Below are 26,439 nucleotides of genomic sequence, written 5' to 3' on the forward strand. Positions count from 1 at the left end.
GTGTGTGCGATGAAGTTATTGAAGCTGGAAAACCGGATTGTTCTTGATGCTGCTGCGGTGATTGAAGCGGCACAGCATGACGCTTCCTTACCAACTGCAACACCTGCTGAGAGTCAACCGTTTGATGCTGTTCCTTTTGATCAGCCGCCCCCTGTGGCGGCTGATGTGTTGGCGGCGTTGAGTTTGGAGCCGACAGGATCTGAAGGGCTGAACATCGCTCTGGTAGCGAATAATCTGGCCAATTATGCTGATTTAACGGACTCTCTGACGGCGCAGGGCGTAACGGTCATTACCTTTGATACCTTGAATGACTCTCCTGAAGCGGTACTGCAACGAGTGGAAGCGTTGGCGGTGCAGCAAAATAGCGGTATTGCTTCTCTCTCTGTGATTTCGCATGGCGGTGGTGGTCGTTTTGCCTTGGGCAATGAGATGATCACGGCGGAACGTATCTCCCAAGAAGGTTCGGCGTGGTCTGCGCTGAGCGATAATTTCTCTTCAAACTCAGCGGTCTACTTGTTTGGTTGTAATGTGGTGGACGGCTCGGGGCGGGGGCAAGCGCTGTTGGATGGCTTGTCTTCTTTGACGGGCAGTACTGTTTTTGCCTCCAATGATCTTACTGGTGTGGGCGGTGATTGGGTTTTAGAGTCGGCATCTGCTGGTGCTGATCTCCAGTTGGCCACGCCCGATTCACGCATGTTGGTGGCGCTGGCGGGCTTTGAGGGTTCTTTGGCTAATACCCCACCTGTGGTGGTGGTGCCTGGTACGCAGAGTGTCAATGAGGATCTGGTCTTGGCCGTAAATGGTGTCAGTATCAGTGATCCCGACGTGCCTTTGGCTTTGGAGAGCACACGGGTGGTGGAGGTGACTTTGAATCTCACCGATCTCAACGGCGTAACGGTTTCGAGTGGTTTATTAACCTTAGGGCAAAATGTAGGCTTGACCTTTACGCCTTCTGCGGTGGGGGTGGTCTCTGATGGCATCGCTGATAGTCAGATGAGTTTTTTGGGCAGTATCACCGATGTGAACGCCGCTTTGGCCAGTCTGAGCTTTCAGGGGGCAACCAATTTTAATGGCGGTTTGCAGGTACAGGTGAGCGTTAATGATCGAGGCAATATTGATACAGCAATTGATATTGCGGTAGATCCAAACCAAATTGGGGTGCCCATTATTACCACGGCTGCTTTTGGTATCACGGTGGTGGCAGTGAACGATGCGCCTGTAAACACGGTGCCGGTGGGGGTGCAGAACGCCATTGAAGATACGCCGTTGGTTTTTGCCGGTAGCGTTATTCAAGTCAGTGATGTGGATGCCAACGGCGCACCGCTTCAGGTCACGTTGGCGGCCACCAATGGCACGGTGAGCTTGGCCAATTTGGCGGGTTTGACCTTGGTTAATGGTACCGGTATTGCGGACAGCAGCGTTACAGTTACGGGTTCTGCGGCGGCAATCAATAACGCCCTCAATGGGGTCAGTTTTAATGCAGCGCCTAATTTTGTCGGTGCGGCGACCTTGACCTTGACCACCAGTGATCAAAATGCCGGTGCGCAAGGGTTGGGCGGCGCAGGCATCGCTAACAGCGTGATCGACATCAATGTGGCTGGGGTGAACGATGCGCCGGTGAATAACTTGCCGGTTGTGGCCTTAAATGTGGTGGAAGATACCCCGTTGGTGATGACGGTGGCGAGTGGCACAGCGATTCAGGTCGGTGATGTGGAGTTGGGCGCAGCAGGTATTATGCAGGTCAGCCTGTTGGTGGACAGCGGTACTTTGAGTTTGGCGCAAGTCAACGGCTTAACCTTTACGGCAGGATCGGCGGTGCTGGGTGCAGCCAACCCCAGTATGATCTTCAGTGGCTCTGTTACTGATGTGAATGCAGCTCTGGATGGTTTGACTTACGCACCCGCAGCCAACTTTAATGGTGTGGTGAATCTGCAAATTTCCAGTAACGATTTAAATGCAGCAGGGGCGCAAGGCAGTGGCGGTGCGTTGACGACGGTGAACAACCTGGCTTTGAATGTGAGTGCCGTTAATGATGCACCGGTTTACACCTTGCCTGCAGCGGTACAGAACGTGGCTGAAGAGGGTTCAGTGCTCTTCTCTGTGGCGAATAATAATGCACTGGTGGTGAGCGATGCCGATGCGGGTATTAACCCGCTGCTGGTGACCTTGAGTGCTGCGGATGGAACCTTGACCTTGGCCACCACAGCGGGTCTGACCTTAATTACGGGCAATGGCACAGCAGACAGCAGCGTTACCTTTAGCGGCAGTGCAACGGCGATTAATACGGCTCTGGATGGCTTGCTTTTTAATGCAGCGACCAATTTTACTGGCAACAGCCAAATTGTGCTGACGGTGAACGATCAAAATAACGGCAACCAAGGCAGTGGTGGAGCGTTGTCGGGGAACGGTGTGGTGAATTTGGCGGTTTCAGCCATTAATGATGCACCGGTTAATACGTTGCCCTTAGGACAAACAACCAATGAAGATCAGCCATTGGTGTTCAGCAACGCCACAGGTAACGCGGTACAGGTTTCTGATGTGGACATCGCTGCTGCGCCGATGCAGGTCACGTTGAACGCCAGCAGCGGTACGCTTAGTTTGGCGCAATTGAACGGTTTGACCTTTCAAGGCGGTACAGGAATAGACAATGCCAGCATGACCTTTACCGGCACGGTGGTGGACATCAATTTGGCGCTGGATGGCTTGCAGTTTTCCCCCACCACCAATTTCAGTGGCGCGGCCTCTTTACAGATGGTCAGCAACGATTTGAATGCCGGTGCGCAAGGGTTGGGTGGTGCTTTGTCAGCCAGCAGTACGGTGGCGATTACGGTCAATGCAATTAATGACGCACCTCTTTTAAGCTTACCGGCAGCACAGACGATGTTGGAAGACGGTGTATTACCCCTGGGTGGGGTGCAGGTTAGCGATGTTGATGTGGGCGCGGGGGTAATGACGGTCTCATTGACGCTGGGAGATCTGCAAACGGCGGCCAACGGTAGTCTGACTTTGGCCAGCAGTACCGGTTTGGTGTTTGCCGCTGGTTCATCAGCTACGGGCAGTACGATCACCTTTGATGGCTCGTTGACAGATATTAACGCCGCGTTGGCGACCTTAACCTACAGTGCTAATCCGAATTTTAACGGTACGGAGCGTCTCAATGTCGTGGTCAGTGACGGCGGTAATTCGGGCGTTGGGGGTGTTCTGAGTGACGCTGGAGGACTGGATATTATCGTCACTGCTGTTAATGATGCACCGGTTTTGACTGTGCCTGGAGCGCAGGCCGTGAACGAAGATACGGATCTGCCCATCAGTGGTATCAGCATCAGCGATGTGGATGCGGGTAACGGTCGGGTTTCTGTAACCTTGAGTGCAGGCAGTGGCGTGTTGTCTTTGACCCCCAATGCAGGCCTTATTTTTACAGCGGGCAGTGGTAATCAAGACAGCAGTATGACTTTTAATGGCACCTTGGCGGATGTGAACGCGGCCTTGGCCAGCGTGGTTTTTTATCGGCCTAACCTTAATTTTAACGGTACAGACACCATTTCTATTACGGTGGATGATCAAGGTAACAGCGGAAGTGTCAGTGCTGCGGGAACGACGGATAGTGCTTCTATTGCGGTTACTGTTAATGCGGTCAATGATGCGCCTGTGTTGACATTACCTGCGGCGCAAACGGTGGCCGAAGAGGGGGTGTTGGCGCTCAACAACATCAGTGTGGCCGATGTGGATGCGGGAACGGGTTTGTTGACGGTCAGTTTGACTTTGGGGGATGCACAGAACCCCGCTAACGGAACGCTTAATTTAGCCGGTAGCGCCAATTTAAATTTCGCCATCGGCTCTTCTGCCAACGGCAGCAGTATGACCTTTAGCGGCACAATCGCTGATATTAACAACGCTTTGGGTACGTTGACCTACACAGGGAATCTAAACTTTAATGGCAGTGAACGCTTGAATATCACGGTCAATGATGGCGGCAGTGTTGGTAGTGGTGGTTCTCTGTCGGACAGCGGTATGGTGGCGATTGAAGTCACCCCCGTCAACGATGCGCCGCTCTGGAATGTACCTGGTAATTTAGCCGTTAATGAAGACATCAGTCTGGCCGTCAATGGGATCAGCATCAGTGATGTGGATGCCGGTGTGACCCCACTCAGTGTGACGTTGAGTGCCAACAATGGCAGCTTGAGTTTGGGGCAGGTGACGGGGCTGAGTTTTGCGCCAAACTCCACCCCAAGCAATCTCGCCTTCAGTGGCAGTTTGACCGACATTAATGCGGCTTTGGCAACCCTGACTTATCAGGGTAATGCAAACTTTTTTGGCAGCGATCAGATTCAACTTTCTGTTGATGATCAAGGCGGTGGTGGCGGGGCGGCTCTGAGCGACAGCGGTCTGATTGATGTGGTGGTGTCACCGATCAACGACGGGCCGAATATCGCTTTGAGTGTTTCCTCGTTGAGTTATCAAGAGGGTGATCTGCCTCTGCTTTTGGATGCTAATTTAACCGTAGTTGATCCTGACAGTACAAACTTACAGAGCGCTACGGTGACTTTGGCTAATGTGCAGCAGGGGGATCTATTGGCCTTTACCAGCAGCGCCAATGTCAGTGGTAACTACGATGCGGCCAGTGGTGTCTTGACTTTGAGTGCTGATCCCGTGCTGGGGGCGACGGTGGCGGACTTTCAGAGCGCATTACAGTCTGTGACCTATGTGAATACTTTAAATACAGTGCCAGCAGGGTTGCGTCCGGTGATTTTTGCCGCCACGGATGGGGCTGATAGTGGGCTCTCTCCGACACTGACGCTGTCGGTTAACAGCGGTTTTACCGCCGTGCCAACCACGCCTGGAACGGTCACACCTGCTGACCCTCGCCCGCCCTTAAACGGCATTCAAACTCCAACGGGTGGTTTGACTCCTATTCCCAGCAGTAACATTGACCTCTTAGGTGGGGTTAATTTGCCAGCAGGTCAAACTAATGTGCCTCAGGGAGCTCAACTTTTATCACCCGACTCTAACCAAGCCCCCGTCAGTAACAGCAGCGGTTTTCAGAGTTTATCCTTGCAAAATGTGCGAGCTGGAAGGGATGCGTTTCCTGATGAGTGCAGTCTGGATGAAATTTTTAAGCGTATTGATATGGGGTGTCGTTTTGCTAATGTCGAGAAGGGTTTTGAGGATACGCAATACCTCTCTGTGGCCAGTGGTATCAAGGCCGGTTGGCAATACCCCATGGCGGATGAAAAACAGGGCTTATTGGATCAGTTGGCCGAAGGAGAGGGAGAGGCGTTGGGCTTAAATCAGCAGCCGGGTGATTTTTCTGCGGCTTATTTGGGTGACAGACCGCCTATTTCTGAGGAGGCAGATGAGCTCTCTCCAGCCTTGCCTCAAGAGTCGAATGATGCGGGGTCGGGTGATGACGCACTCGACAGTGCGGTAGAGCTGTTTGCCGTGGAACCGGCAGCGGGAGCCAGCGTTAATATTCAACCTCTGGCTCCTCTGTCTGAGGTGGGTGATGTGTCCCAGACAGAGGAGCCGCTTGAAGTCGATGACTCGCGGGAAGAAGGTGAGTTGATTCTGGATGAGGATGAGTTGTTATTGGAAGATGAACCCTTGCCTGCTGATGCGGAGCTTGCTCCTGATCTGGATGCCAATGTGCAGATTCTGGGACGAGCGGTTAATGTGCTGGACAAAGGTTCGCTTGGTTAATGCTGCCTTTTGAGCTTGTTACGCTGTTTTGCTGAATCCGTCTGCCAAGATGGTCAGCGCCAACCCTTCTTTGCAAGAGCAGCTTAAAACCCCGTGGCTGGGGTTGCGCTCTGATCTGAAGATCTACCCAGCGCCCCTAAATCAAGGTGCGCGCAGCTGGGTGGTAGAAGATCCCTGTTTCGGGGCAGCATTATCAAATGGGGGTGGAGGAAGGCGAATTTTTTCTGCACCTCAGCCGTGAAGAGACGTTGGAAGCGGCGCTGTTGGCGCTGATCAAAAACACCCCCTTTCGGCCTTTGTTGCCGGATTTAGTTGCGTTTATCGAACGTTTACAGCAGGAGGGGTTGGCGCGTTTGCCTGTTGAGGATCACGTTCTGCGTGGAACAGAAAAAGGCTCGGTGGCGGGCTCTTTTTCTCAACGTTTGTTGCACGGCTACGTCTATTTTCGCATTCCTGTTCTGCGCCCTGATCGTTTTTTAGAGCGAACCTACCCTGGGATAAAGTGGCTCTGGTCAACGCCGTTGCGGGCGTTTTACCTGTTGGCGGGGCTGTTGGGTTTGTTGCTGAGTTTTCAGCAGTACGAACACTACGCGGACAGCAGCAGTTTTTTATTTACTCCTAACGGCCTGCTGGGTTTTGCTTTTTCCTTGATTGCGCTCAAAATCGGTCACGAATTTTGTCACGCTTATGCAACCAAATCTTTGGGTTTACATGTGCGCAGCATGGGGGTGGCGTTTATTCTTCTGTGGCCGGTGCTCTACACCGACACCAGTGACGCTTGGAAGCTCTCTTCGCTGCGCCAGCGTTTGAAAATCAGTTCAGCGGGGGTGCTGTTTGAGTTGGTGGTGGCGGGTGTGGCGCTTGTTGCTATGGGCCATTTTGCCCGACGGTCTGTGGCGCAGTTTGATGTTTTTTCTCTCCAGTAGCTCCTTGGCCTCGTCACTGTTGATTAACCTCAACCCATTTATGCGTTTTGATGGTTATTATTTGCTGATGGATTGGTGGGGGGTAGATAATTTGCAGCCCCGTGCCTTTGCTCTGTTGCGTCACCGAGTACGCTGTTGGTTGGTGGATTGGCAAGGTGCGATTCCCGAACAGCACCCTCAGCAGCGTCGCTTGGTGATGTACGCGGCGTTAACTTTGGTTTATCGCTTGGTGTTGGCGCTGACCATCGCTCTGCTCGTTTATCACATGACGTTTCCGGCTTTGGGTCTGCTGTTGCTGGTGGTTGAATTATGGATTTTTATTCTGCGTCCGTTGTGGAGTGAAGTGCGGGATTTGTATCAACAGCGAGCGTTGTGGGGTGAACCTTATTATTTGTGGCGCAGTGGGATTCTATTGGGTGTTTTGCTCTTGATGTTTGCTCTACCTTTGCCGAGCATGGAGCGTTTGCCTGCGCTGGTGTTGTACGAAAATAGCCAGCGTCTGCACGCTCCGGCAGCAGGTAAATTAGTGGTCTGGCGGGTGCGTTTGGGACAGCGGGTGCAAAGGGGTGATTTACTGGCTCAACTGCAAGACGAACGTTTGCAAAAACAGCGAGTGACAAACCAGTTTGATCTTAAGATGGTTGAACTGCGTCTTTCTCAGAGCAGCAACGGGGGGGAGCAGGGGGGCTATCGACGCTGGTTATTGGCTGAAAAAGCCCGTCTGTTGGCGGCATTGGATACATTGCGCAGTGCAGAGCAGTTGTTGCAGGTTCGGGCGGGGCGTGAGGGCTGGGTGGTGGCCTTGAATGAGAGGTTGCGTGCAGGGGTTTTTGTGTCTAAAAAGAGTCACTTATTGACTGTGGCATCGGATCAGGAGGTGACTGTGACGGCGTACATGACTGAAGCTTTGCGGTCACAGATGCCGCCTTTGGCGATTTTACGCAGTGGGTTGTTATTGCCCTCTCAGGGTTGGTTTTCTCTGCGAGCAACGGCTTTGAGTCCGTTGCCGGTACGTCGTTTGCCAAATCAATCGCTGTATGATTTTGCTGGTGGTCCACTGGTGGCCTTGCGCCAAGGAGGTGAAGTGGAGCCGAAAGAGGCGCAGTTTGCTTTGCAATTGAAGCTTGAATCGAGGTCTCTTAATTTGTCTCATGGAGAGAGAGCATGGGTTTGGACGCTGCACCGAGGTGATGCACTATTGAGTCGTTTTGCTGCGTGGTTTGTGCAGCAGTTGAAATAAATAAAAGGAGTGTTGGGTGTCTAAAGTAGGTTTGTTATTGGGTCTGATGTTATCTCTGTTGGCCTTAGAAGGGCGAGCAGCGGCTTTTCCGGTGGTGTTTGAAGCCTCACAACGGGCGGTGTTGTCGGCGGATCGTTCCGGTACCTTGGAGAGGGTGGTGGTGAGCGAAGGTTCGGTGGTGAAAAAGGGCGCGTTGTTGGCGCGTTTGGGCAGTGCCGAACTGGTCTTATTGCGTAAACGACAAGAGGCCAGCCTGAGATTTTTGAATGGGCAGCTCAATAACGCCGTGCGTTTGCGTAAAAATGGCTTGGCGGGGCTGGATGAAGAAAATCGCGCGCGCATGGAGCGTGATCTCTCTCGTGCAGATCTAAAAATTCTTAAACGCCAGATTAGCGAGTCGTCGATTCGTGCGCCTTTTGCGGCCACCGTGGTGGCCAAATTGGCCAAAGCGCACGAGTGGGTGCAGGAAGGCCAGCCGGTGGTGGAGCTGGTTAATACCCACCGTTTGCGTGCCGTGGCGAATGTTGATGTGGCGGCAGCGGTGTTATTGAAGAGGGGTGATCAGCATCGTTTTCAGCTGCCGGATCTGCGCACCTCGGTATTGGGTAAGGTGACCGCACTGGTGCCCGATGTGGACGTACGCAGCAATACGATGAAGGTGATGTGGAAGATTGAGACACAGCCGCAAGGCTTGTTGGCGGGCATGAAAGGGACGGTTGAGTTTGGAAATTAAGCTGCCCAACAGCAGCGAACAGCTGCTGGTGCGTTTTATTCGCCTTTGTGGTGATGCGTTGGCAGCTCCGCAGCGACAAGAGGCGGCGGCCTTGATTGTGAACCGTATTGCTGAGATCAGTCGTACTGACCGCGCTGTGCTGGTGGTGTTAGGTGCTCGTGATCCCCTGTTGGCGGTCAGTGGTGGGGCTGAATTGGCACAGGATCATGCCTTTGCTGATGCGATGTGTTCATTACGCGAGTTGTATTCTGAGTCAAACTTTGGGGTGTTGGTGCAGTCGTTGTCCAACGGGGAGCAACATCCGGCGTTGTTTCAATTGCAACAGGAGATGGGCGGCAGTGCTTTGTTGTGGTTGCCGTTGCAGATCAGTGCTGATGGGTCGGATCGAGCGGAATACGCGCTCTGTTTGCAGCGTTGGTCGGGGATCAGTTGGCACCAAAATGATCTGCAACTGTTGCAACACGCCGCTTCGTTTTTAGGCCAAGCGTTGCAGCGGCAACGGAAAAAGCGGCTCAATTCTCAGCGACGTTGGTGGTGGGGGGCGGCGGCTCTGTTGCTGGCCACGCTGTTTGTACCGGTGACGGCCAGCATCACCGCGCCGCTAAAGATTATTGCTGATCGTCCCGCTTATTTGTTTTCCAGCATGGACGGCATTGTGCGTGAGCTGTATGTGCGTCCTGGCCAGTGGGTGGAAGCAGGTGAGTTGCTGTTCAGTTTTGATGCGCGGGTGTTGGAGAAACGGCTGCAAGAGGCTCAGCAGAAAGTGGCGGTGGTGCGTGCGGAGTTAATGAGCCAACAGGCGGCGGCCTACGGCGATTCCAAGGCCCGTGCTGAGGTGCCGGTGAAACAATTGCAAGTGGAGCAAGCCGAAGCGGACGTGCGTTTTTATCAGATGCAGCGCCAACGCGCCGATGTTAAAGCGGAGCAGGCGGGGGTGGTGGTTTTGGATGATCCTGAGGCCTTGATCGGAGCGTCCTTGCGTACCGGCGAATTGATCTTGAGTTTGGCCGATCCACAGCGGGTTAAAGCGCGTTTGATGGTGGCGGCGGGTGATGTGGGTTTGGTTAACCAAGGGGCAAAAATGGATGTGCGTTTGGATCACGATCCGTTTCGAGTTTTACAGGCTAAGGTAGCGCAGGTGGGGTTTGAGGTGCGTCTGTCAGAGGATCAGGTGCCGTCGGTGATTGTGGATGGGGTGTGGGAAAACACACCATCAGGTGTGCGCCCTGGTCAACGAGGAGTAGCGAAGGTGTTTTCTGATAGCACTTTATTGGGTATGCAGTTGCTGCGTAAACCGTGGTTGGCATTGCGTGGTTTTTTTTGGGCTTTAAGCCAATCTTTGCAGCAGCAACAGAGCAGAAAAAAGAAACATCGCTAAATGCAGCCAAGCCCAAAGTCGATAACGCCACGCCAGTTGTTGTGGGTTTTTGTTAGAGAGAATAAACGGGCGTTCTTTGGGGGCTTTTATAAGGTGAGTATCTGCTTGTAGACGCATTTCGGCGTGTTGTTTTCTGACTTCTTGCTGTGCTGCTTTGCGTACCGCTTGCCACTCGTGAAGATCAATTTTATTGTCGCCGTTTTTATCAAAACGATCCAATAATTGTTGTGGGTTTTTTTTTCCATTCTTTGAGCAGAGCAAGGGTGTCGGCATTTTTGTCCAGCAGCAGCCCTGAGCTACTGAGAGTGAGTAGGTCACCCAAAACATAAAGTGATTCTCCTGGATGAAAAAATTGAATTTTATAGAGCGTTTCTCCCACTTGCCAACGGCGAGATTGCGCCCCGTAAATTTCCACCCCTTCTGGATCAATCACACAACTGCCATTGTCGTCTTGCAGTAAAAAAGTATCCTCACTCTGGCCGGAACTGATTAAACGCCAGCGTTCTGTTTCCCGACGATAGACCGAATAACGCTGCCAGACACAGGGTGGGCCGCTGGCAAAACCAATCGCCTTGGCACCGGGAGGCAGAGAACACCTCCCGATAAATTCCACATAACCTTGCGCCGCGCTGTTAATTTGTGAGGTGGGCGTGTCAATTATGTAACGATAACGGCGAAAATTGTGCAGCCATGTTGCGAATGCGGTTAGCGCCAAAGTGGCAAAAATAAAGAGTTGATGTTGTAATTGCAGTCTGAATAAAAAAGGCAGCAGTGCGGTACTGTAAAGCGCAAGCAGCAGAGGGTTTAAGTGTCGAATCTGTAACCATTTAAACAGCATAAGGGTTACTTTTAACCTTTAAAAAGCTGTTGTACGTTGATGTCTTTAATTTCGTGTTTGCGAAAACTGAGCAGACGATGAGGTTCAAAATGAAACAGGTGTGCAATCAGTAGATCAGGAAATTGCTCAATACGGATGTTATTGATGTTGACCACTTCGTTGTAAAATTCACGTCGATCACTGATGGTGTTTTCTAAATTGCTGATGCGCCCTTGCAGGTGTTGAAAATGTTCATCAGCTTTCAGTTCAGGATAATTTTCTACCACCGCAAACAACTGGCCTAAACCGGCACGCAGTTGGTCTTCGGCCAGATCTAGAGCTGGCATATCGGTTCGGGATTGGGCTTTGGCGACCCGACTGCGCGCTTCAGTCACTTGTCGTAAAGTTTCTTGCTCGTGCTGCATGTATTGTTTGCAGGTGGCGATCAGTTTGGGCAGTTCATCGTGGCGCTGTTTTAATAAGACATCAATGTTTCCCCAGGCTTTTTTTACATTGTGTTTGAGGGAGATTAAACGGTTGTAAATTAAGATGGCGTAAATAACGGCAGTGGCACTGAAGAGTAGAAAAATAAGCCGAGGTGTGTCCATGATGTTTAACCTGTTTGGGTTGGGTTATTGTTTGATGCGCTTTAATTATTCCTGTAACCAATCTTCGGGCGCATGGTTCTCTGCAAAATTAAGCAGCGCCGCTACCACTTTTCGGTCGTATTGAGCACTGTCGGCCAGCAGGTGATTGATGGCGGTTTGTTTGTCCAGAGCTTCACGCCATGGGCGCGGTTGCACCATCGCAATCAATGAATTGGCTACCGCTAAAATACGGCCTTCAATTTGGATCTGTTTGTTTGTGAGTGCGTCAGGATAACCGGAGCCGTCGAGACGTTCAAAGCTTTGCTGAATGGTTTTTAGAACAGGGCCGGTAAAATTAATCTCTTGTAACAGAGTTTGGGTGTGTTGCAGGTGTTGTTGTACTTGTTGACGTTCGTCGAGGGTCAGCGGCTCCTTTTTATTTAACACCTCTTGCGGCAGATAGAATTTACCGACATTGATTAAGCTGGCGGCCAGATGCACCGTCTGCTGTTGTTGTTGATTCAAATTAAGCTGCTGCGCCAGTTGGTCGGCTACTTCGGTGACTCGTTCAGCGTGTTTGACTGAGTAGGGGTCGTGGGTTTCCAGTACTTTGGTCAGGGTATTGATCAACTGGGAGAGCATCTGTTGCTGCTGATTTTCCGCCGCCATGATTTGGGTCAGGTCATGGGCGACACAGAGGGTAACGGCTTCGCTGTTGTCGGTGGGGGTCAGGTGGCGAAAGGTGCTGTGATAGATGCCTGTTTTACCGGCAATCTCCAGATTATGGCGCAGTGAGTAGGGTTTTTGTTGTGTTTGGGCTTGCTTGCTGGCCTGTTCTAAGCGTTTGCTGGTGTAGGGACCAAATGTGTCGTGTAGGGTTTTGCCATGCAGTTGCTCTGCTTGGCTATCGAGTTTTTGCGCGAGGGCTTTATTGACAAAAATCAGTCGTTGTTGTGAGTCAATCAAAGCAATGCAGTCACTGACGTTGTCGGTGATGCTGTGCAGCAATTGTTGCTGATCTTGCAGTTTGGAGCTTTGTTGATTGAGTTGTAAATTGAGTTGTTGGTAACGACGACTGGTGCCGTGTCGCCACGCGGCCAGCAGGCCTAAACCGACGCTGATAAACAGTAAAATCAGCAGTCCGCTGAGAAAGCGTTGCCGACTGAGGGACTCTTGCAGTGCTTCGGCGCGATTAATTTTGCTGATTAAAATCCATGGCGTATGCAAAATGGGGCGGCTGGTTAGCAGCACTTCTTGCCCTGCGTAATCCAAATTTTGGATGAATTTTCCGGTCTGCTTGGCTGCTTGGGCGGCAGCGATGTTTTGGTTGCGGTTGATGCGCCGTTGTAAAGCGGCGCTGTTGCGGTGTTGATTCAGATAGGTGAGGTGATTGACCTCTTTTATCAACAGCAAATTTTCTTGGCTGGAGTTGCTTAAGCCTTGTTGTTGCAGGTTTTTTTGCAAGGCTGCGGCAATGGGTTGAACGCCCAGTAGATAGGCGATGGGCTGGGCATGAGCGCCTTGCAGGGCTTGTACGGGGACAATAAAAGCGAGGCTCAGCTGTTCCTTGTGATTTAAATACGGTTGGCTTAAGTGCCGTTTGCCACTCTGTTGTGCAAGGCGAATTAATTCTGCAACAGTGCGGGTCTGGGCTGGAAAGGCGCGACTTTGTACTTCAATTTTGCCGCTGGCGTTCAGCAGCGCGATGCCCGCCGATCCCCATGTGGGCAAATTGGCGTTGCTGCGGGGCAGTGTGCTGTGGTTGGCAAATTCGCTGCTGTTGGCACTCGCTTCCAGCAGGTCACGCAGATAGCTCTGTTCGGCGTATTCAGAACTGTCTGGGGTCGAGTCTTGTGTGGTTTTTAGGTTTAACTGGGTCATGTAAAGTTGCAAGGAGCTGTTCCACGCTAAGGCTTCCAAGGTGTTGTATTGATCTTGCAGCCAGCTTTGCACGGCACTTTGACGACTGTTGGCGATGAGGTTGAGTTTTTCTTGCCAGATGCGCAAATCTCGCTGCCGTTCTTTTTCCAGCAACAGATGGCTTAGAGAAAGGCTTAAGCCAATAAAAAAGAGCAAGAGGCTGCTCATCAATAGCCAGCGGTGTTTTAAGCGGGGTGGGGTCTGTGCTGAAGTCATGGGGCTGATCCTGCTGCGGTTCGGTGTTGTGAAGAGGGGGGCAGATAACGCCACCAGTTGTTCTCATTTATGGCGTAGATCGGTTCCAGATGGGCGATGTCGGTATCGTGTACGACCTGTTTAATACGGTTGTCGAGGATGTATATGGTGTTGTTTAAATAGACCGCCAAAACCGCATGGTAAATATTAATATTGCTGTCTTTGGCAATTACCAGCCGCAGTTGATCGGTACGAAAACCCAATTTTCTCAGAGCGTAATATTTACTGATGCCGTAATCCTCGCAATCACCGCCGTTGTGCAAAAAAAATTCAGCGGGTGTGGCCCAGTAATCGGAGCGGCGGTAATTTCGATCGTCGCTGATGTAGGTTAATTTGTTGGTGAAGCGGTGGATGCGTTTTATTTTTTGCACGCCGCTGGCGGTTTGTAAACGGCGGATTAAAGTGTTCAACTCCAGATCATAGCAGCTTCGATAGAAGGACTTTTTGCATTTTTTGGCCGGTTTATTAAGAGCTTCTTGGTGGCGCTCCAGCATGGTGAACCATTTTGGAAACAGAGCTTGATCTGGGTTATGGATCTTCTCCCGATAGCCAAACAGACCGTCGCGCCAATGTTCGTTACCTTGGGCGGAACCGAGTAGGGTAAACAGCAGCAGAGCCATCAGAGGCCAGTTCAATCGCATTATCTCTCCTGAATGGGCGATGGAGTGTGGAGTTGAGTCGTTTGGGTTCCATAAGACAAAAATTAGGCCAAGGCTTCGTGGCTGTGTTTGTGCTATTCTCTTCGTATGACATGTCATACGAAGAGGTGTTGGGATGAGAATCAATGCAAGGCTGGATGACAGCTACGAAGAAAAATTTCACCGAATGCAGTCATTGCAGAATAAAAATAGAACAGAGGTGCTGAAAGAGGCTTTGGATCTCTATTTTTCCGTTGAACTGAAGCAGGCAGAAGAGAGTGCTTGGCAGAGAAACCAGAAAATTTTAAAGAAATTGGCTGGAATAGCTTCAGGAGCTGAGGATCTATCTGAAAATTATAAAACCTACCTCGATCAAGGATTAAAACAAAAACATGATCTTGGCAGATAGTGGGTTTTGGCTGGCGCTGATTAATCAGCGCGATAAATATCATCAAAATGCGGTGAGTTTTATGTCGTCTTGTAACGAGGATTTGATTACAACTTGGCCTGTGATTACCGAAACCTGCCATCTGTTGGGACGAGAGTTAGGCGTGCAGAGCCAAATTCAGTTTTTGCAGTTACTTCAATCGAATCTGGTGCAGGTAAGCACGATTTCTAATCCACAACTTGGCCGAGTTGAAGTGGCGATGTTGAAGTACGCTGATTTGCCAATGGATTTAGCTGATGCTTCTTTATTGTTGCTGGCCGAAGAATTGGGGCATGGCCGTATTCTTTCTACAGATCAACGTGATTTTAGAACCTATCGTTGGAAAAACCATCGGCCTTTTGACAACCTTTTATTGCCTGACTGAACAGGCTGAAATGTTCTTACTTGCTTAGCCAGTGATTAATTTGTTTTAAATCTTCTGCTTTTAACCGCCCAACGGCTTGCTTCAACCTCAGTGTGTTGAGCACGTAATCGTAACGTGCCGTTTGATAATCCCGTTGTGCGCGATGGACTTCTCGTTGTGCCAACAGCACTTCTATGGCGCTGCGCGTTCCGACATCAAAACCCGCTTGGGTTGCTTCAAAACCACTCTGAGTTGAACGTAGAGCTTGTTTGAGAGCCTTCACCTGTGCGATGGCAGCGAGAACACCAAAATAGGCATCACGGCTCTGTTGCTGCGTGCTGCGTCGAGTCTTCGTTAATTGCTGGCGGCTAGCGTTGTAGAGTGCTTCGGCTTGTCTCAGCTGAGATTGCACCGCGCCTCCGGCGTAGAGGGGCAGATTAAATTGCAGTGTCAGCGAGCTGGTTTCATTGATGCCGCGCAAAAATCCGCCGCCGTTCTCTTGGCGGCGGTAACTGGCGAGCAGATCGAGACTGGGATAATGCCCCGAGCGTGCTACTTCGATGTTTTTTTGTACCGCCTGAGTGGCCAGCCGTTGGGCTTGATAAAACAGATTGTGTTGTTCTGCTTCGCTGACCCAGCTTTCCACCTCGGTGGGTTCTGGCGGTGTCAGGGGCATTGTCTCTTGCAGTGAGTGTAACGGGGCAACACGAGTTTGAGTCATGACATAAAGTGCTTCACGGCGAGTACTCAGTTGCTGCTGGGCAACAATTTTCTGGGCAATGGCCAGATCGTAACGAGCCTGAGCCTCTTTTACGTCGGTGATGGCGATCAGCCCGACCTCAAAACGTTGCTGTGCCTGTGCCAATTGCTGAGCGATGGCTTTTTGCTCGGCGTTGGCATAGTTGAGCTGATTTTGGGCAGAGAGGGTGGCAAAGTAGGCTTCGGCCAGTCGTAAGATCAAATTTTGCTGTGCGGCGGCAAACTCCACCTCTGCCTGCGAGACCGTCGCTTTGGCTTGATCCAGCAGCGCACCGGCTCGGTATTGATAGAGGGGTTGAGCGATGGAGAGGGTTAGACTGTTGTTGTCGTAATCCGAGATTCGATCTCCCAGCTTGCCGTGTACCAGCGCCGCATCGGCACTCAGGTTGACGGTGGGCAGCAGCACCGCACGGCTTTGGGGCAACAGCTCTCGGCTGGCTTCCAGTTGGTAACGGGCGGCTTGAAAATCGCTGTCCTGCGCCAGAGCCTGCTGGTAGCTGTCGAGCAAGGTGTTGGCCTGCAGCAATGAGCTAAAGAGCGCAAGAAGAAGGATAGGGGAACAGATACCGCGAGGGAGAAATTTTATCATCATGGCTGATTTTAACGTCTGTGGAGCCGTTCGTCATTCCCGCGTTGCACGAGAATGACAAGGTTTGTCACTAAAAATTAAAAACAGCGGCTTTTTCCGTATGTTTCAGCGCAGGGATGTGGGTCTCAAATAGGCTTTGAGTGTGGTACTCACCATCTTTATCCCGCTGAATTAACAGCGCTTCCATAATCGGGTTTTTGTTTTCACCGATAATGACAAACAGACGACCGCCTTTGGCCAGTTGTTGTTTGTATTGCTCGGGGTGTTCGCTGACGGAGCCGGTTAAGACGATCACATCGTAGCTCGGTTTGTTGTTCCAACCGTGAGCGGCATCGCCGGTTTCTAGAGTGACGTTATCAATGCCGTGCTGTTTCAGATTGGCTTGCGCGCTTTGAGTCAGGTCGGCTTCGACATCAATGCTGTAGACGTGTCCGGCCAATTTGGCCATGCAGGCGGTGAGATAACCGCTGCCAGTGCCTACTTCTAGGACGATGTCGGAGGCTTTGAGCTGGATGTGCTGCAAAATACGGCCTTCAACCACAGGTTTCATCATTATTTGGCCGTGGGACAGTGGGATCTCTGTGTCGCTGTAGGCTAAGTTACAAAACTCGGCGGGGACGAACTCATCCCGTGGTGTGCTGGAGAGAACATTGAGCACCTCGGGGTTGAGCACATCCCAAGGGCGTACTTGTTGTTCAATCATGTTGAAACGAGCTTGTTCGAGGTTCATTCCGTCTGGGTCTCCGTGATCGGGTGAGCGTTGAGGCAAAGCCTAAGGGCTTTTTTTTAAGAAGGGCAAGCTTTGCATGACCCTGTTTTTGATTTTTAACTTGCGGCGTATTTCTCGGTATGATGTCTCACAGTGGTTGTTGAATTTGCAAGAGCTTAAATTTATGTATGTTATTCAGAATATCCCAGAAAATGCCTCGTTTCAGTTGGAGCAGTTAGGTACGAAAGCCAAGGAGTGGTATTTTAATGCTGAAGAGGGAATGGTTTTGTTTAAAGAGGGTCGTCAAAATACAGGGGAAAATTGGGCGGAGAAGGTGTGTTGTGAAATCTGTCGATTAATAGATCTGCCTCATGCTGAATATGAGCTTGCTGTGTGGGGAGATCGGCAGGGGGGTTATTTCACCATCATTTGTACCTAATGATGGACGACTCATTCATGGGAACGAGTTGTTGGCCAAGATTCATGCGGACTATAAGGAACATCTCACTTATCGTTCGAGTCAACACACGGTTAGCCGAGTAGCGGCGGCGCTAAATAATATTAAGGGTTTACCTATTGGTTGGAATGCTCCAGCGGAAGTAAAGGATGCATTAGGTGGGTTTGTGGGCTATTTGATGTTGGATGCTTTGGTGAGTAATCAGGATAGGCATCATGAAAATTGGGGACTCATTGAGTCACCAAAGCACGGTCTCCGTCTTGCGCCTACATTTGATCATGCTTCCAGTTTGGGACGAAATGAAAGGGACAATATACGAAGGGAGCGTTTGGAGTCAAAAGATCGTGGTCGTGGCGTTGAACACTATTGTGGTCGTGCTCGCTCCGGTTTATACAAATTTTTAAAGGATAAAAAAGCCTTGAGCACACTTGTTGCTTTTGAAGAGGCGGCTAAAAAACGACCGGCAGCAGGGCAATATTGGTTGATAAAACTGAAAAGTATCCGGTTTTATGATTTTGAAAGGATTTTTTCGGAATTGCCTGAAGAGGTTGCTTCACCTTTTGCTAGACGGTTTGCGTTAAAGATGTTGGATGTTAATCAAAAACGTTTGTTGAATTTATTGGAAGTTGTATGAAATCACTTTTTGTTGCGTGGCAAGACTCTGTGTCACGGCAATGGGCACCGGTCGGTCGTTTGAGTCACGATGAGGGTAAATATCGGTTTGTGTACACTCAAGGTGCTAAAAGCTCCCTTTTTATCCCTTTTGGTCGTATGACGGATCTTAATGCAGAATATGTTTCAGATGAGTTATTTCCTCTGTTTGCCAATCGTATTTTGGCCAAATCACGTCCTGAATATGACCGATACATGAATTGGTTGGGTCTGGAGCGCTCTTCGCACGATGCATTTGATGAGTTGGTGAGAACTGGTGGTTTACGAGCGACAGACTCCCTAGAACTGTTTCCATATCCACAACCGACCTTTGATGATTGTTACCAAGCTCATTTTTTTTGTCGTGGTTTGCGTTATTTCGATTCTGAGAGTCAGACGCGAGCAGCAAAACTTGGGGTGGATGAGGCGCTTTTTCTGATGTCAGATCTGCAAAATGAGCATGATAGTATGGCATTGGTGCTGCGTACCGGTGATCCAATGACGTTGGTTGGTTATGTGCCACGTTATTTTTCTACTGAGTTTACTGAGCTACTTCGTATTGTTGGGGCAGATCAGGTTAAGGTCAGTGTTAAAAAAGTGAATCCTCAAGCACCACTTCAATACCGTCTATTATGTCGGATCACTGCACCTTGGCCTAAGACATTCCGGCCTTGTGAGGGTGGAGTTTTTCAGTCGTTGGCTCGTTAAATCGGTAGTTTCAGAGTAGGAAGATTTTAACCCGAAAACAGATCCAATAACTCATCAGCGGTAAGCGTTTTGCTCTCTTCACCTTCGGCTTTGCCATAAATGCCATCGGCCAGTTGCTGTTTTTTCTTTTGCAGCTCAAGCACTTTTTCTTCTACGCTCTCTTCGCAGATCAGTTTGTAGACAAACACCGGTTTGTCTTGGCCAATGCGGTACGCGCGGTCGGTGGCTTGGTTCTCCACTGCGGGATTCCACCACGGGTCGTAGTGAATTACGGTGTCGGCAGCGGTAAGGTTGAGGCCGGTGCCACCGGCTTTAATACTGATCAAAAACACCGGTACGTCGCCGTTTTGAAACGCCTCAATGGCCTCTTGGCGTTTGCGCGTTTGGCCGGTTAATTTTGTGTAGTCGATGTTGATTTTTTGCAGTCGAGCTTCGATTAAGGCCAACATGCTGGTGAACTGGGAGAAAATCAGAATGCGGCGGCCTTCTGCCAGCATCTCGGGCAGCATGTCCATCAACAGCTCCAATTTGGCCGAGTGTTTGACCTTGCGGGCGCTGGCCAGTTTGACCAGTTGTGGGTCGCAGCAGACTTGGCGCAGTTTCAGCAGCGCGTCTAACATTTCGATGCGGGAACGGCGCAGACCTTTGGCGGCCAGCAATTGGCGGACTTTTTTGACCATCGCCACACGAATGGTTTCATACAGGCGACGCTGATCCGGCTCCATCTCCACCATGCGCAGAATTTCGCTTTTGGGCGGCAGCTCTGGTGCAACTTCTTGTTTGGTGCGGCGCAGCAAGAAGGGGTTGATGCGTTCCACCAATTCGGTGCGTCGGTCGCCGTCGCCTTTTTTCTCGATGGGGGCGCGGAACAGTTTGCCGAACTGCTTGCTGTTGCCCATAAAACCAGGCATCAGAAAGTCGAACAGCGCCCACAGCTCGCCGAGATGGTTCTCCATCGGTGTGCCGGTTAGGCAGAGGCGGTGTTTGACCTTGAGCAGACGAGCGGCTTTGGCCGCTTGTGCTTTGGGGTTTTTGATCGTCTGGGCTTCGTCTAAGACCAGATAATGGTAGTCGCTGGCGGCCATCAACAGCTCGGTGTCTCGCGCCAGCAAGGGGTAGTTGGTGATGATCACGTCGTAATGATGAAACTCTTCCAGCAGCGGTTTGCGTTTGGCACCGTGATAAATTAAAACCTTGAGCTTGGGGGCGAAACGCTGCGCTTCAAAACGCCAGTTGCCGAGCAGACTGGTGGGGGCGACGATCAGGCTTGGTTTTTTCATCCGCCGCGCCTCTTTTTCACTCAGCAGCAGCGCCAAGGTTTGCACGGTTTTGCCCAGCCCCATGTCATCGGCCAAAATTCCGCCAAAGCCGTAGTCGCGTAGAAAGCCAAGCCAGTTCAAGCCCATTTGTTGATAGGGACGCAGTTCTGCTTGCAGGCTTTTTGGCACGGTTAGGGTTTTGATGCCGTCGAAGTTTTGCAGTTTTTCGCCCAGTTGGCGCAGTTTTTTGCCACCGCGCCAGTTGAGTGTACTGCTGCCGAGCAGCCGTTCCAGTTTGTGTAGACGGGAGGCGTTTTGCGTTGGCAGACGCAGAGTGGCTCCTTTGTGATCAAACAGTTCGATCAGAGTTTGAGCGATGGGGCGGATCAGTTTGGCGGCGACCTCTACCCACTCGTTGGGGCGGTGTTCAATAAAAATAGGCGCGTTACTGTTGGGGTCTTTGACCTCTTCCAGCCACTGGCTGATGAGGGGCAGCAGATCCATTTTTCGCTTGCCAATTTTGATGCTCATGCCGATATTAAACCAGTCGTGGCCGTCGGCTTTGACATGCGCGTCAATTTGTTCGATCTGTTCAAAGCGCATCTGGAAGCTGTCTTCAGTCTCGATTATCCAGCCTTCTGCTTCCAACTCGGGAATGGCGCGGATAAATTTTTGCCATAAAAAAGCAGAGTCTTGCCGACTGTCTGCGGGAATCACCAGTTCCAATACTTCATCTTGATCGCCAATGTTGGCAGCAAAACCAAATTGGGCGAGCCGTTGCAAAATCTGCTCTTCACCTTGAAGGTCGCGTTGAATTTGATACACGTTGTCGTTACGCATCAGGGTTGAGTGGGGTTCGGATCTTAATTCATCACCACCCAGTAAAATTTCGCCGTAATCGAATTCCAAACGGGCGGAGTGTGCGTTGGAGAACTCCTCTGAGAGACGGCTGAGGGTCAGTTGGGCGCGCACAGGTTGGTCGATCAGGATCTGTTGCAGTTCGACGGGTGGCGGCACGATTTCGTTAATGTGCAGCTGATTGAACATCATGCTGGCCTGTTTTTGCTCGGCGGGTGTCAAGGTGGGCAGGTTCAGCAGTTGTAAAAATAGGGTGTCGTTGAGGGGCTGATCAATCTCGCCGCAGAGGCCGCTCTGTGGGTCGATGTAAAACGGCGGCAGAGTGGGGGCGATCAGGCCATGCGGATGGTTTTCCAGCCGAATGTGCAGGCTTTTACTCTCGTCGGGGTGTTCGATCCAATCAAAGTGGGCGCTGACATCCTCGCCGAAGCGCAAGGGGTGTTGTTTTGCTGAGCCGGTGATGTCGCCGTAATAGCAGCGTTGTGTCTCCAGCAACTGACGCAAGGCAATGGCACCGTCTTCTCCGGCTACGGGGTTGTTGCCATAGGAATAGCGATGGTCATTGATCAGTCGGGTGGCAATTTGTCGATCTATGGGGGTGATATGGCCTTTGTAACTGTCGTAGATCTCATCCAGTGAGATGGCTTGTCTGACACCGTAACCGCCCTTGAGTAAACGGCGGGTTTTATAGGCGTTGAGATTCAGCCGGTTATTGGTGCTGTTTTGTTGCTGACTTAGACTGTAAACAAGGCCCGTTTGTGCAGTTTCGATGGGAGAGGGTAAGGGGCGAGACTCAATCAGTGCGGAAGCCATTTTCTGCTGCCACATCTCTAGATTAAAAGAGTTTGTCTGGGCGGTGGCCGTGGCGATGGAGGGCATGAAGGTGCTGGCCGTGGCCGATTCTGTCCGTTCTAGGGCTTCTAACAGCAGTGCAACCACATGTTTGCAATTCTCGCTCAGGGGGCAGCTGCAACTGCCGTAAAAACGCCATTTGTCTCCAACTTTATTAAATGTGACCTCTTGTTGGTAGGTCTTGCCTCGCCCCGTTACTTTGCCGTGCAAAACTTGATTGCTGTCTTGATCGAGGTGAATCACTTTGCCTTGGTTGTAATAATCGAGACCGCGTTGAAAATAGGCGTGACTGACATTGGCTTGGAGTTGCTTTTCATCAATGGGGATAAACATGGTGGCTGATTTCATCTGAGCTGTTTTTATGAGGTCACGATAATAACGAATTTTTGGTATTAACGCAGCCCACGTTTGTGGTGCTATCCAACAACCCAGCGTTTCACTATACTTTGCTGTCGAGCCGGGGGTGCGGTTGTCCGCTGAGAGAGTCCCTTGGAACCTGATTCGGTTTGTACCGACGGAGGGAGGCTTATGCATTTCTGCTGCCGCCCTCTGTTTTTTGACTTGCCCCAGCGGCAGAGGAGCGTTAAGTGAGTGCCATTCCAGAGGAATTTATTCAAGAGACGGCACGGTTGTCTGAAGAGGTCACCCGTCCGTTTATCAATTCCAAAAAGCATTATATCGAAGGCTCACGGCCTGACATTCAAGTGCCGAGCCGTGAGATTCGTCTCAGCGACACCTTGACCGACGAAGGCGTGGAGCACAATTTACCCATTCCCATTTACGATACGTCTGGTCCTTACACCGATCCTGAGGTGGAGATTGATCTGATGCGGGGTTTGCCTGCGCTGCGCAGCGGTTGGATTGCGGAACGTGAAGACACTCAAGAGCTGATCGGCCCCAGCTCTGAGTACGGCCAGCAGCGCCAAGCCGATGCCCTGTTAGACAAGCTGCGCTTTGAGCACATTCGTGCGCCGCGTGAAGCCAAAGCGGGTAAAAACGTCAGCCAGATGTACTACGCACGCAAGGGCATCATCACGCCTGAGATGGAGTATGTGGCGATTCGGGAAAACAACCGTCTGCAAGAGTTGCAGGCCAAGCCGGAATACGCAGCCTTGCTGCGCCAGCACGCCGGTCAATCGTTTGGTGCCAACATTCCCGATGAGGTTACACCTGAATTTGTTCGCTCTGAGGTGGCGGCGGGTCGGGCGATCATTCCTGCCAACATCAATCACCCTGAAGTGGAACCGATGATCATTGGGCGTAATTTCCGCGTCAAGATCAATACCAATATCGGTAACTCGGCAGTCACTTCGTCCATTGCCGAAGAAGTTGAAAAACTGGTGTGGTCGTGCCGTTGGGGTGGTGATACTTTGATGGATCTCTCTACGGGCAAAAACATTCATGAAACCCGTGAGTGGATTCTGCGTAACTCACCGGTTCCCATCGGTACGGTGCCGATTTATCAGGCCTTGGAGAAGGTGAAGGGCAAATCGGAAGATCTGACTTGGGAAATTTTCCGTGACACCTTGATCGAGCAGGCCGAGCAGGGGGTGGATTATTTCACCATCCATGCGGGTGTGCGTCTGGCTTATGTGCCGATGACCGCCGAACGGGTGACGGGCATTGTTTCTCGTGGCGGTTCGATCATGGCGAAGTGGTGTTTGGCGCATCACGAAGAGAATTTCCTCTACACCCATTTCGAAGACATCTGCGCGATCATGAAAGCCTATGACGTTTCCTTCTCTCTGGGTGATGGTTTGCGTCCCGGTTGTCTGGCGGATGCCAACGATGCGGCGCAGTTTGCTGAGCTGGAGACCTTGGGTGAGTTGACTAAAATCGCGTGGGAACATGATGTTCAGGTGATGATCGAAGGCCCTGGCCATGTGCCGATGCAGATGATCAAAGAGAACATGGATAAGGAGCTGAAAGATTGTTTCGAAGCGCCTTTCTATACTCTCGGGCCGTTGGTGACGGACATCTCGCCTGGTTACGATCATTTTAGCTCGGGTATCGGTGCGGCACAGATCGGTTGGTACGGTACGTCGATGCTCTGTTATGTGACTCCGAAAGAGCATTTGGGGCTGCCAAATAAGGCCGATGTGCGTGAAGGCATTATTACTTACCGCATCGCAGCTCATGCGGCGGATCTGGCCAAGGGGTTCCCTGGGGTGCAGTTGCGTGACAACGCACTGTCTAAAGCGCGTTTTGAATTCCGTTGGGTGGATCAATTCGCTCTGAGTCTCGATCCCGAGCGGGCGCAAGAGTTTCATGATGAAACCATGCCCGCACAGGCGCACAAGGTGGCGCATTTCTGCTCCATGTGTGGACCGAATTTCTGTTCCATGAAGATCTCACAAGACGTGCGTGATTACGCAAAAAAGAACGGCTTGAAAGACATTGGAGTGGCGGTTGAAGTGGGGATGAAAGAAAAAGCGGCTGAGTTTAAAAAGCAGGGCGCGGAGATTTATAAGGAGGTTTAGGGCTTCTGGTGTAAATCGAATGTAATTAACTCCTCGCTTTGTCGGGGAGTTTTTTTGCTTGTTTTGTATGAATTATGGAGGGCAACAAAATTTTGTTGCCTTGTTATGATGTGTAGTATTTTATAAGGGAAAAATATGAGTGATGATATTCACGCTTGTCAGTCTTTATTGGATCAGGTAATACAGGTAATTCAATGTCATGAAGAACATGCCAACAAGCAAGGTGAGAATTTCAATATTTTCTCTATTTTGAAGGTGGGGCGTGATGAGGTTAGAACACACTCTCGGTTTATCTATGAGCTGCTTAACCCTAGAGGAAGGCATGGTCAAGGTAATGTGTTTTTAACTGAGTTTGCAAGAATTGTTCTTGATTGTAAGGACTATGAAACGGCACGAAACCCGAAGAGAGAAGATCGCACTGAAAACTCAGTGAAAGATAGGAGAATAGACTTCACTCTTGAGACGGATAGCGCAGTGATTGGTATTGAGCTTAAGATTGATGCGAAAGACCAAAATCGTCAGTTGTATGATTATTACCAGACATTGGAGAGTAGAGCGGGAAGAAGTCAAAAGCCAAAGTTGTTTTATTTGACGCTTGATGGAAAAGAGGCTAGTGAAAACAGCTATGTTAAGGGCGAGAAAAAAGTTGATTATGAGCAAATTTGCTTTTCCGAAAATATTTTAAATTGGATCTCAAAGTGTATCCAAATTTCAGCTGAAAAAAGTGTGCTTAGAGAGGCGTTGATTCAGTATAAAATCTTAGTTGAAAAACTCGTTGGGATAAATGGAGGGCTGGATGTGAAAGTGCTGAAAAAGATTTCTAAAGGTAGTGAAGCTTTGAAAGCTGCTATTGAGATAGGTAAAGTTTTGAATGAAGCTAAGGTTGCTGTTCAAAAAAAGTTTTGGTCTTCTCTTCTAAAGAAGCTTAATGGAAAAAATAGTGTTAAATTTGATCACTATTTTATAGAGTCACATTCACCTAAGTGTAGGAAAAGTTTTGATGATAGTGTTGAAGGTTACTATAAATATAGAAACAAAGTGTTTGGAGTATTTTGTGACTTGGGAGAAGTTGATGGTGCAAGTGGTTCATTGCATATGAGATTGCATGTGGAGATTTGGGATAAAGTATACTATGGGCTGTGTTTGTCTGAAAGTAGTGATGGAAAGAGGGTTGAAGGGAGTGTAAATGAAACATTTGTTTGTCGATCAAAAGGAAAAAATTTTAGTGACATTTTTCCAAAAGAAATTTCTTACGATGCCGACAAAAAAGGTTGTTTATGGTTGACTAGCGATGGTGGTGTTAGAGGGGTTGAAGGTAATGATCGTGTTGATTTTAAAGATTTTGGTGAAAACGATGAAGAGATGCTTGTTGATAGTAAGGTGATGGGGGAGGTGATTGATAAAGCTGTTGAAGACATAAATTCGTTAGTTGATGAGGTGAGACGTAGTGGGGTTTTAATAAAGGGCGCTAAAATTTAGAGGTCTTTATGAAAGAAATCGTTCGTTGGATTCATTGCTTTGGTATTTTTCAAAACACGATAAAACAACTTGATCGTGCCGTGGCATTGATGGCAGAGCGAGAGCTGTCGGAGCTGGAAAGACAGGGTGTAATTCAGGCGTTTGAATACAACTACGAACTGGCTTGGAATGTCATAGAAGACTTCTATCAGACCGAATTTGCTTGATCATATCGAGCGAGTGGGGATTGAGATTTATAATGTGAATGGATGCGTTTGAATTTTATCAAGAAACAGCGCGGATATTAATATTCAATGCTTTCATCACACCCTGAATGGTTGCCCACTGAGGTTTGGCTTTACCAGAAAAAACTTTATATAAGCTTTCTCTATTGAGGCCAGATTTTTTAGCAATATCAGCAACGCCTCTTGCTTTGGCAACATGCCCAAGAGCAATCACAAAAACCTCTGGATTGTCATTGTCTTGATAGGCATCATTAAGATATTGTGCAATTTCTTCATCTGTCTCAAGATAATCCATTGGGTTAAACGCAGATACTTTGGTAGTCATAGCATAGCTCCTAAAGGTCTTTGGCCAGTATTTTTGCTTTTTGAATGTCTTTGGGTTGTGTTGATTTATCACCGCCACAAAGCAGAATGATGAGTTCATTATTTTGT

At 50.0% G+C, this 26,439-nt stretch carries 23 protein-coding genes and 1 riboswitch; of the genes, 13 read left to right on the forward strand and 10 right to left on the reverse strand.

Going from position 1 to position 26,439, the window contains the following annotated elements; genetic code table 11:
• Nucleotides 1-9: 9 nt before the first annotated feature.
• The 5 genes from Q9O24_03460 (at nucleotide 10) to Q9O24_03480 (ending at nucleotide 9,974) form a co-directional block, all read left to right on the forward strand.
• The gene (locus Q9O24_03460) at nucleotides 10-5,697 is read left to right on the forward strand and encodes a tandem-95 repeat protein (protein ID MDQ7074208.1); all 5,688 of its coding nucleotides are present in this window, start codon (nucleotides 10-12) and stop codon (nucleotides 5,695-5,697) included.
• 197 nt (nucleotides 5,698-5,894) lie between these two features.
• Nucleotides 5,895-6,623 carry a hypothetical protein gene (locus Q9O24_03465; protein MDQ7074209.1) on the forward strand — a complete coding sequence of 243 codons (729 nt, stop codon included), beginning with the start codon at nucleotides 5,895-5,897 and terminating at the stop codon, nucleotides 6,621-6,623.
• Nucleotides 6,559-7,863, forward strand: coding sequence for a biotin/lipoyl-binding protein (locus tag Q9O24_03470; protein MDQ7074210.1), 1,305 nt, complete (start codon nucleotides 6,559-6,561; stop codon nucleotides 7,861-7,863). Before Q9O24_03465 ends, Q9O24_03470 begins: the two co-directional genes overlap by 65 nt.
• 16 nt (nucleotides 7,864-7,879) lie before the next feature.
• Nucleotides 7,880-8,596, forward strand: coding sequence for an efflux RND transporter periplasmic adaptor subunit (locus Q9O24_03475; GenBank protein MDQ7074211.1), 717 nt, complete (start codon nucleotides 7,880-7,882; stop codon nucleotides 8,594-8,596).
• On the forward strand, nucleotides 8,586-9,974 hold the full coding sequence (locus Q9O24_03480) for an HlyD family efflux transporter periplasmic adaptor subunit (protein ID MDQ7074212.1): 1,389 nt from the start codon (nucleotides 8,586-8,588) through the stop codon (nucleotides 9,972-9,974). Before Q9O24_03475 ends, Q9O24_03480 begins: the two co-directional genes overlap by 11 nt.
• Here the strand turns inward: Q9O24_03480 and Q9O24_03485 are convergent.
• Genes Q9O24_03485 through Q9O24_03505 form a run of 5 tightly spaced genes read right to left on the reverse strand, consistent with a single transcriptional unit; the run spans nucleotide 9,924 to nucleotide 14,194 of the window.
• Nucleotides 9,924-10,193, reverse strand: coding sequence for an EF-hand domain-containing protein (locus tag Q9O24_03485; GenBank protein ID MDQ7074213.1), 270 nt, complete (start codon nucleotides 10,191-10,193; stop codon nucleotides 9,924-9,926). The genes Q9O24_03480 and Q9O24_03485 overlap by 51 nt on opposite strands.
• Nucleotides 10,180-10,812: a hypothetical protein gene (locus Q9O24_03490; GenBank protein ID MDQ7074214.1), complete on the reverse strand. Its 633-nt coding sequence runs from the start codon at nucleotides 10,810-10,812 to the stop codon at nucleotides 10,180-10,182. The genes Q9O24_03485 and Q9O24_03490 overlap by 14 nt, the downstream gene beginning before the upstream one ends.
• Before the next feature lie 11 nt (nucleotides 10,813-10,823).
• A complete protein-coding gene (locus Q9O24_03495) occupies nucleotides 10,824-11,399 on the reverse strand; it encodes a LemA family protein (GenBank protein ID MDQ7074215.1) in 576 nt (191 codons plus the stop codon).
• Between the two features lie 45 nt (nucleotides 11,400-11,444).
• Nucleotides 11,445-13,514 carry an HD domain-containing phosphohydrolase gene (locus Q9O24_03500; GenBank protein MDQ7074216.1) on the reverse strand — a complete coding sequence of 690 codons (2,070 nt, stop codon included), beginning with the start codon at nucleotides 13,512-13,514 and terminating at the stop codon, nucleotides 11,445-11,447.
• Nucleotides 13,511-14,194, reverse strand: coding sequence for a transglutaminase-like cysteine peptidase (locus Q9O24_03505; GenBank protein ID MDQ7074217.1), 684 nt, complete (start codon nucleotides 14,192-14,194; stop codon nucleotides 13,511-13,513). The genes Q9O24_03500 and Q9O24_03505 overlap by 4 nt, the downstream gene beginning before the upstream one ends.
• A gap of 133 nt (nucleotides 14,195-14,327) precedes the next feature.
• Here Q9O24_03505 and Q9O24_03510 point away from each other — a divergent pair, with 133 nt between their 5' ends.
• Entirely contained in the window at nucleotides 14,328-14,600 is a 273-nt protein-coding gene (locus Q9O24_03510; GenBank protein ID MDQ7074218.1) for a hypothetical protein, read from the forward strand.
• Nucleotides 14,584-15,003, forward strand: coding sequence for a PIN domain-containing protein (locus tag Q9O24_03515; GenBank protein ID MDQ7074219.1), 420 nt, complete (start codon nucleotides 14,584-14,586; stop codon nucleotides 15,001-15,003). Before Q9O24_03510 ends, Q9O24_03515 begins: the two co-directional genes overlap by 17 nt.
• Nucleotides 15,004-15,019: 16 nt before the next feature.
• Here the strand turns inward: Q9O24_03515 and Q9O24_03520 are convergent, their stop codons facing one another.
• Together Q9O24_03520 and Q9O24_03525 are read right to left on the reverse strand one after the other, a co-directional pair.
• Nucleotides 15,020-16,249, reverse strand: coding sequence for a TolC family outer membrane protein (locus Q9O24_03520; protein ID MDQ7074220.1), 1,230 nt, complete (start codon nucleotides 16,247-16,249; stop codon nucleotides 15,020-15,022).
• Between the two features lie 151 nt (nucleotides 16,250-16,400).
• Entirely contained in the window at nucleotides 16,401-17,060 is a 660-nt protein-coding gene (locus Q9O24_03525) for a protein-L-isoaspartate O-methyltransferase (protein ID MDQ7074221.1), read from the reverse strand.
• A 76-nt stretch (nucleotides 17,061-17,136) separates the two neighbouring features.
• On the opposite strand from Q9O24_03525, the gene Q9O24_03530 reads away from it, so the two are divergent.
• The 3 genes from Q9O24_03530 to Q9O24_03540 are packed head-to-tail and all read left to right on the forward strand — an operon-like array spanning nucleotide 17,137 to nucleotide 18,855.
• Nucleotides 17,137-17,478, forward strand: a complete 342-nt coding sequence (locus Q9O24_03530) for a hypothetical protein (GenBank protein ID MDQ7074222.1) — start codon at nucleotides 17,137-17,139, stop codon at nucleotides 17,476-17,478.
• A 31-nt stretch (nucleotides 17,479-17,509) separates the two neighbouring features.
• Complete coding sequence (locus tag Q9O24_03535) at nucleotides 17,510-18,130, forward strand: hypothetical protein (GenBank protein MDQ7074223.1); 621 nt, start codon at nucleotides 17,510-17,512, stop codon at nucleotides 18,128-18,130.
• Nucleotides 18,127-18,855 carry an HIRAN domain-containing protein gene (locus Q9O24_03540; protein ID MDQ7074224.1) on the forward strand — a complete coding sequence of 243 codons (729 nt, stop codon included), beginning with the start codon at nucleotides 18,127-18,129 and terminating at the stop codon, nucleotides 18,853-18,855. Before Q9O24_03535 ends, Q9O24_03540 begins: the two co-directional genes overlap by 4 nt.
• Nucleotides 18,856-18,881: 26 nt before the next feature.
• On the opposite strand, the gene Q9O24_03545 is transcribed toward Q9O24_03540, so the two are convergent.
• On the reverse strand, nucleotides 18,882-22,172 hold the full coding sequence (locus Q9O24_03545; GenBank protein MDQ7074225.1) for a DEAD/DEAH box helicase: 3,291 nt from the start codon (nucleotides 22,170-22,172) through the stop codon (nucleotides 18,882-18,884).
• A 101-nt stretch (nucleotides 22,173-22,273) separates the two neighbouring features.
• Nucleotides 22,274-22,364: riboswitch (TPP riboswitch) on the forward strand.
• A 47-nt stretch (nucleotides 22,365-22,411) separates the two neighbouring features.
• On the opposite strand from Q9O24_03545, the gene thiC reads away from it, so the two are divergent.
• The 3 genes from thiC (at nucleotide 22,412) to Q9O24_03560 (ending at nucleotide 25,989) form a co-directional block, all read left to right on the forward strand.
• On the forward strand, nucleotides 22,412-24,304 hold the full coding sequence (gene thiC, locus Q9O24_03550) for a phosphomethylpyrimidine synthase ThiC (protein MDQ7074226.1): 1,893 nt from the start codon (nucleotides 22,412-22,414) through the stop codon (nucleotides 24,302-24,304).
• Nucleotides 24,305-24,439: 135 nt separating this feature from the next.
• Nucleotides 24,440-25,783 (forward strand): PD-(D/E)XK nuclease family protein, encoded by a 1,344-nt coding sequence (locus tag Q9O24_03555; GenBank protein MDQ7074227.1) that lies wholly within the window; start codon nucleotides 24,440-24,442, stop codon nucleotides 25,781-25,783.
• Nucleotides 25,784-25,791: 8 nt separating this feature from the next.
• Nucleotides 25,792-25,989, forward strand: a complete 198-nt coding sequence (locus tag Q9O24_03560) for a nucleotidyltransferase substrate binding protein (GenBank protein MDQ7074228.1) — start codon at nucleotides 25,792-25,794, stop codon at nucleotides 25,987-25,989.
• 58 nt (nucleotides 25,990-26,047) lie between these two features.
• Here Q9O24_03560 and Q9O24_03565 read toward each other — a convergent pair whose 3' ends face one another.
• Nucleotides 26,048-26,332, reverse strand: coding sequence for a putative addiction module antidote protein (locus tag Q9O24_03565; protein ID MDQ7074229.1), 285 nt, complete (start codon nucleotides 26,330-26,332; stop codon nucleotides 26,048-26,050).
• A gap of 10 nt (nucleotides 26,333-26,342) precedes the next feature.
• Nucleotides 26,343-26,439: type II toxin-antitoxin system RelE/ParE family toxin (locus tag Q9O24_03570; GenBank protein ID MDQ7074230.1), on the reverse strand; the 97-nt coding region annotated here is incomplete at its 5' end.

Source organism: Gammaproteobacteria bacterium (assembly GCA_030949385.1).
GTDB lineage: Bacteria > Pseudomonadota > Gammaproteobacteria > JAUZRS01 > JAUZRS01 > JAUZRS01.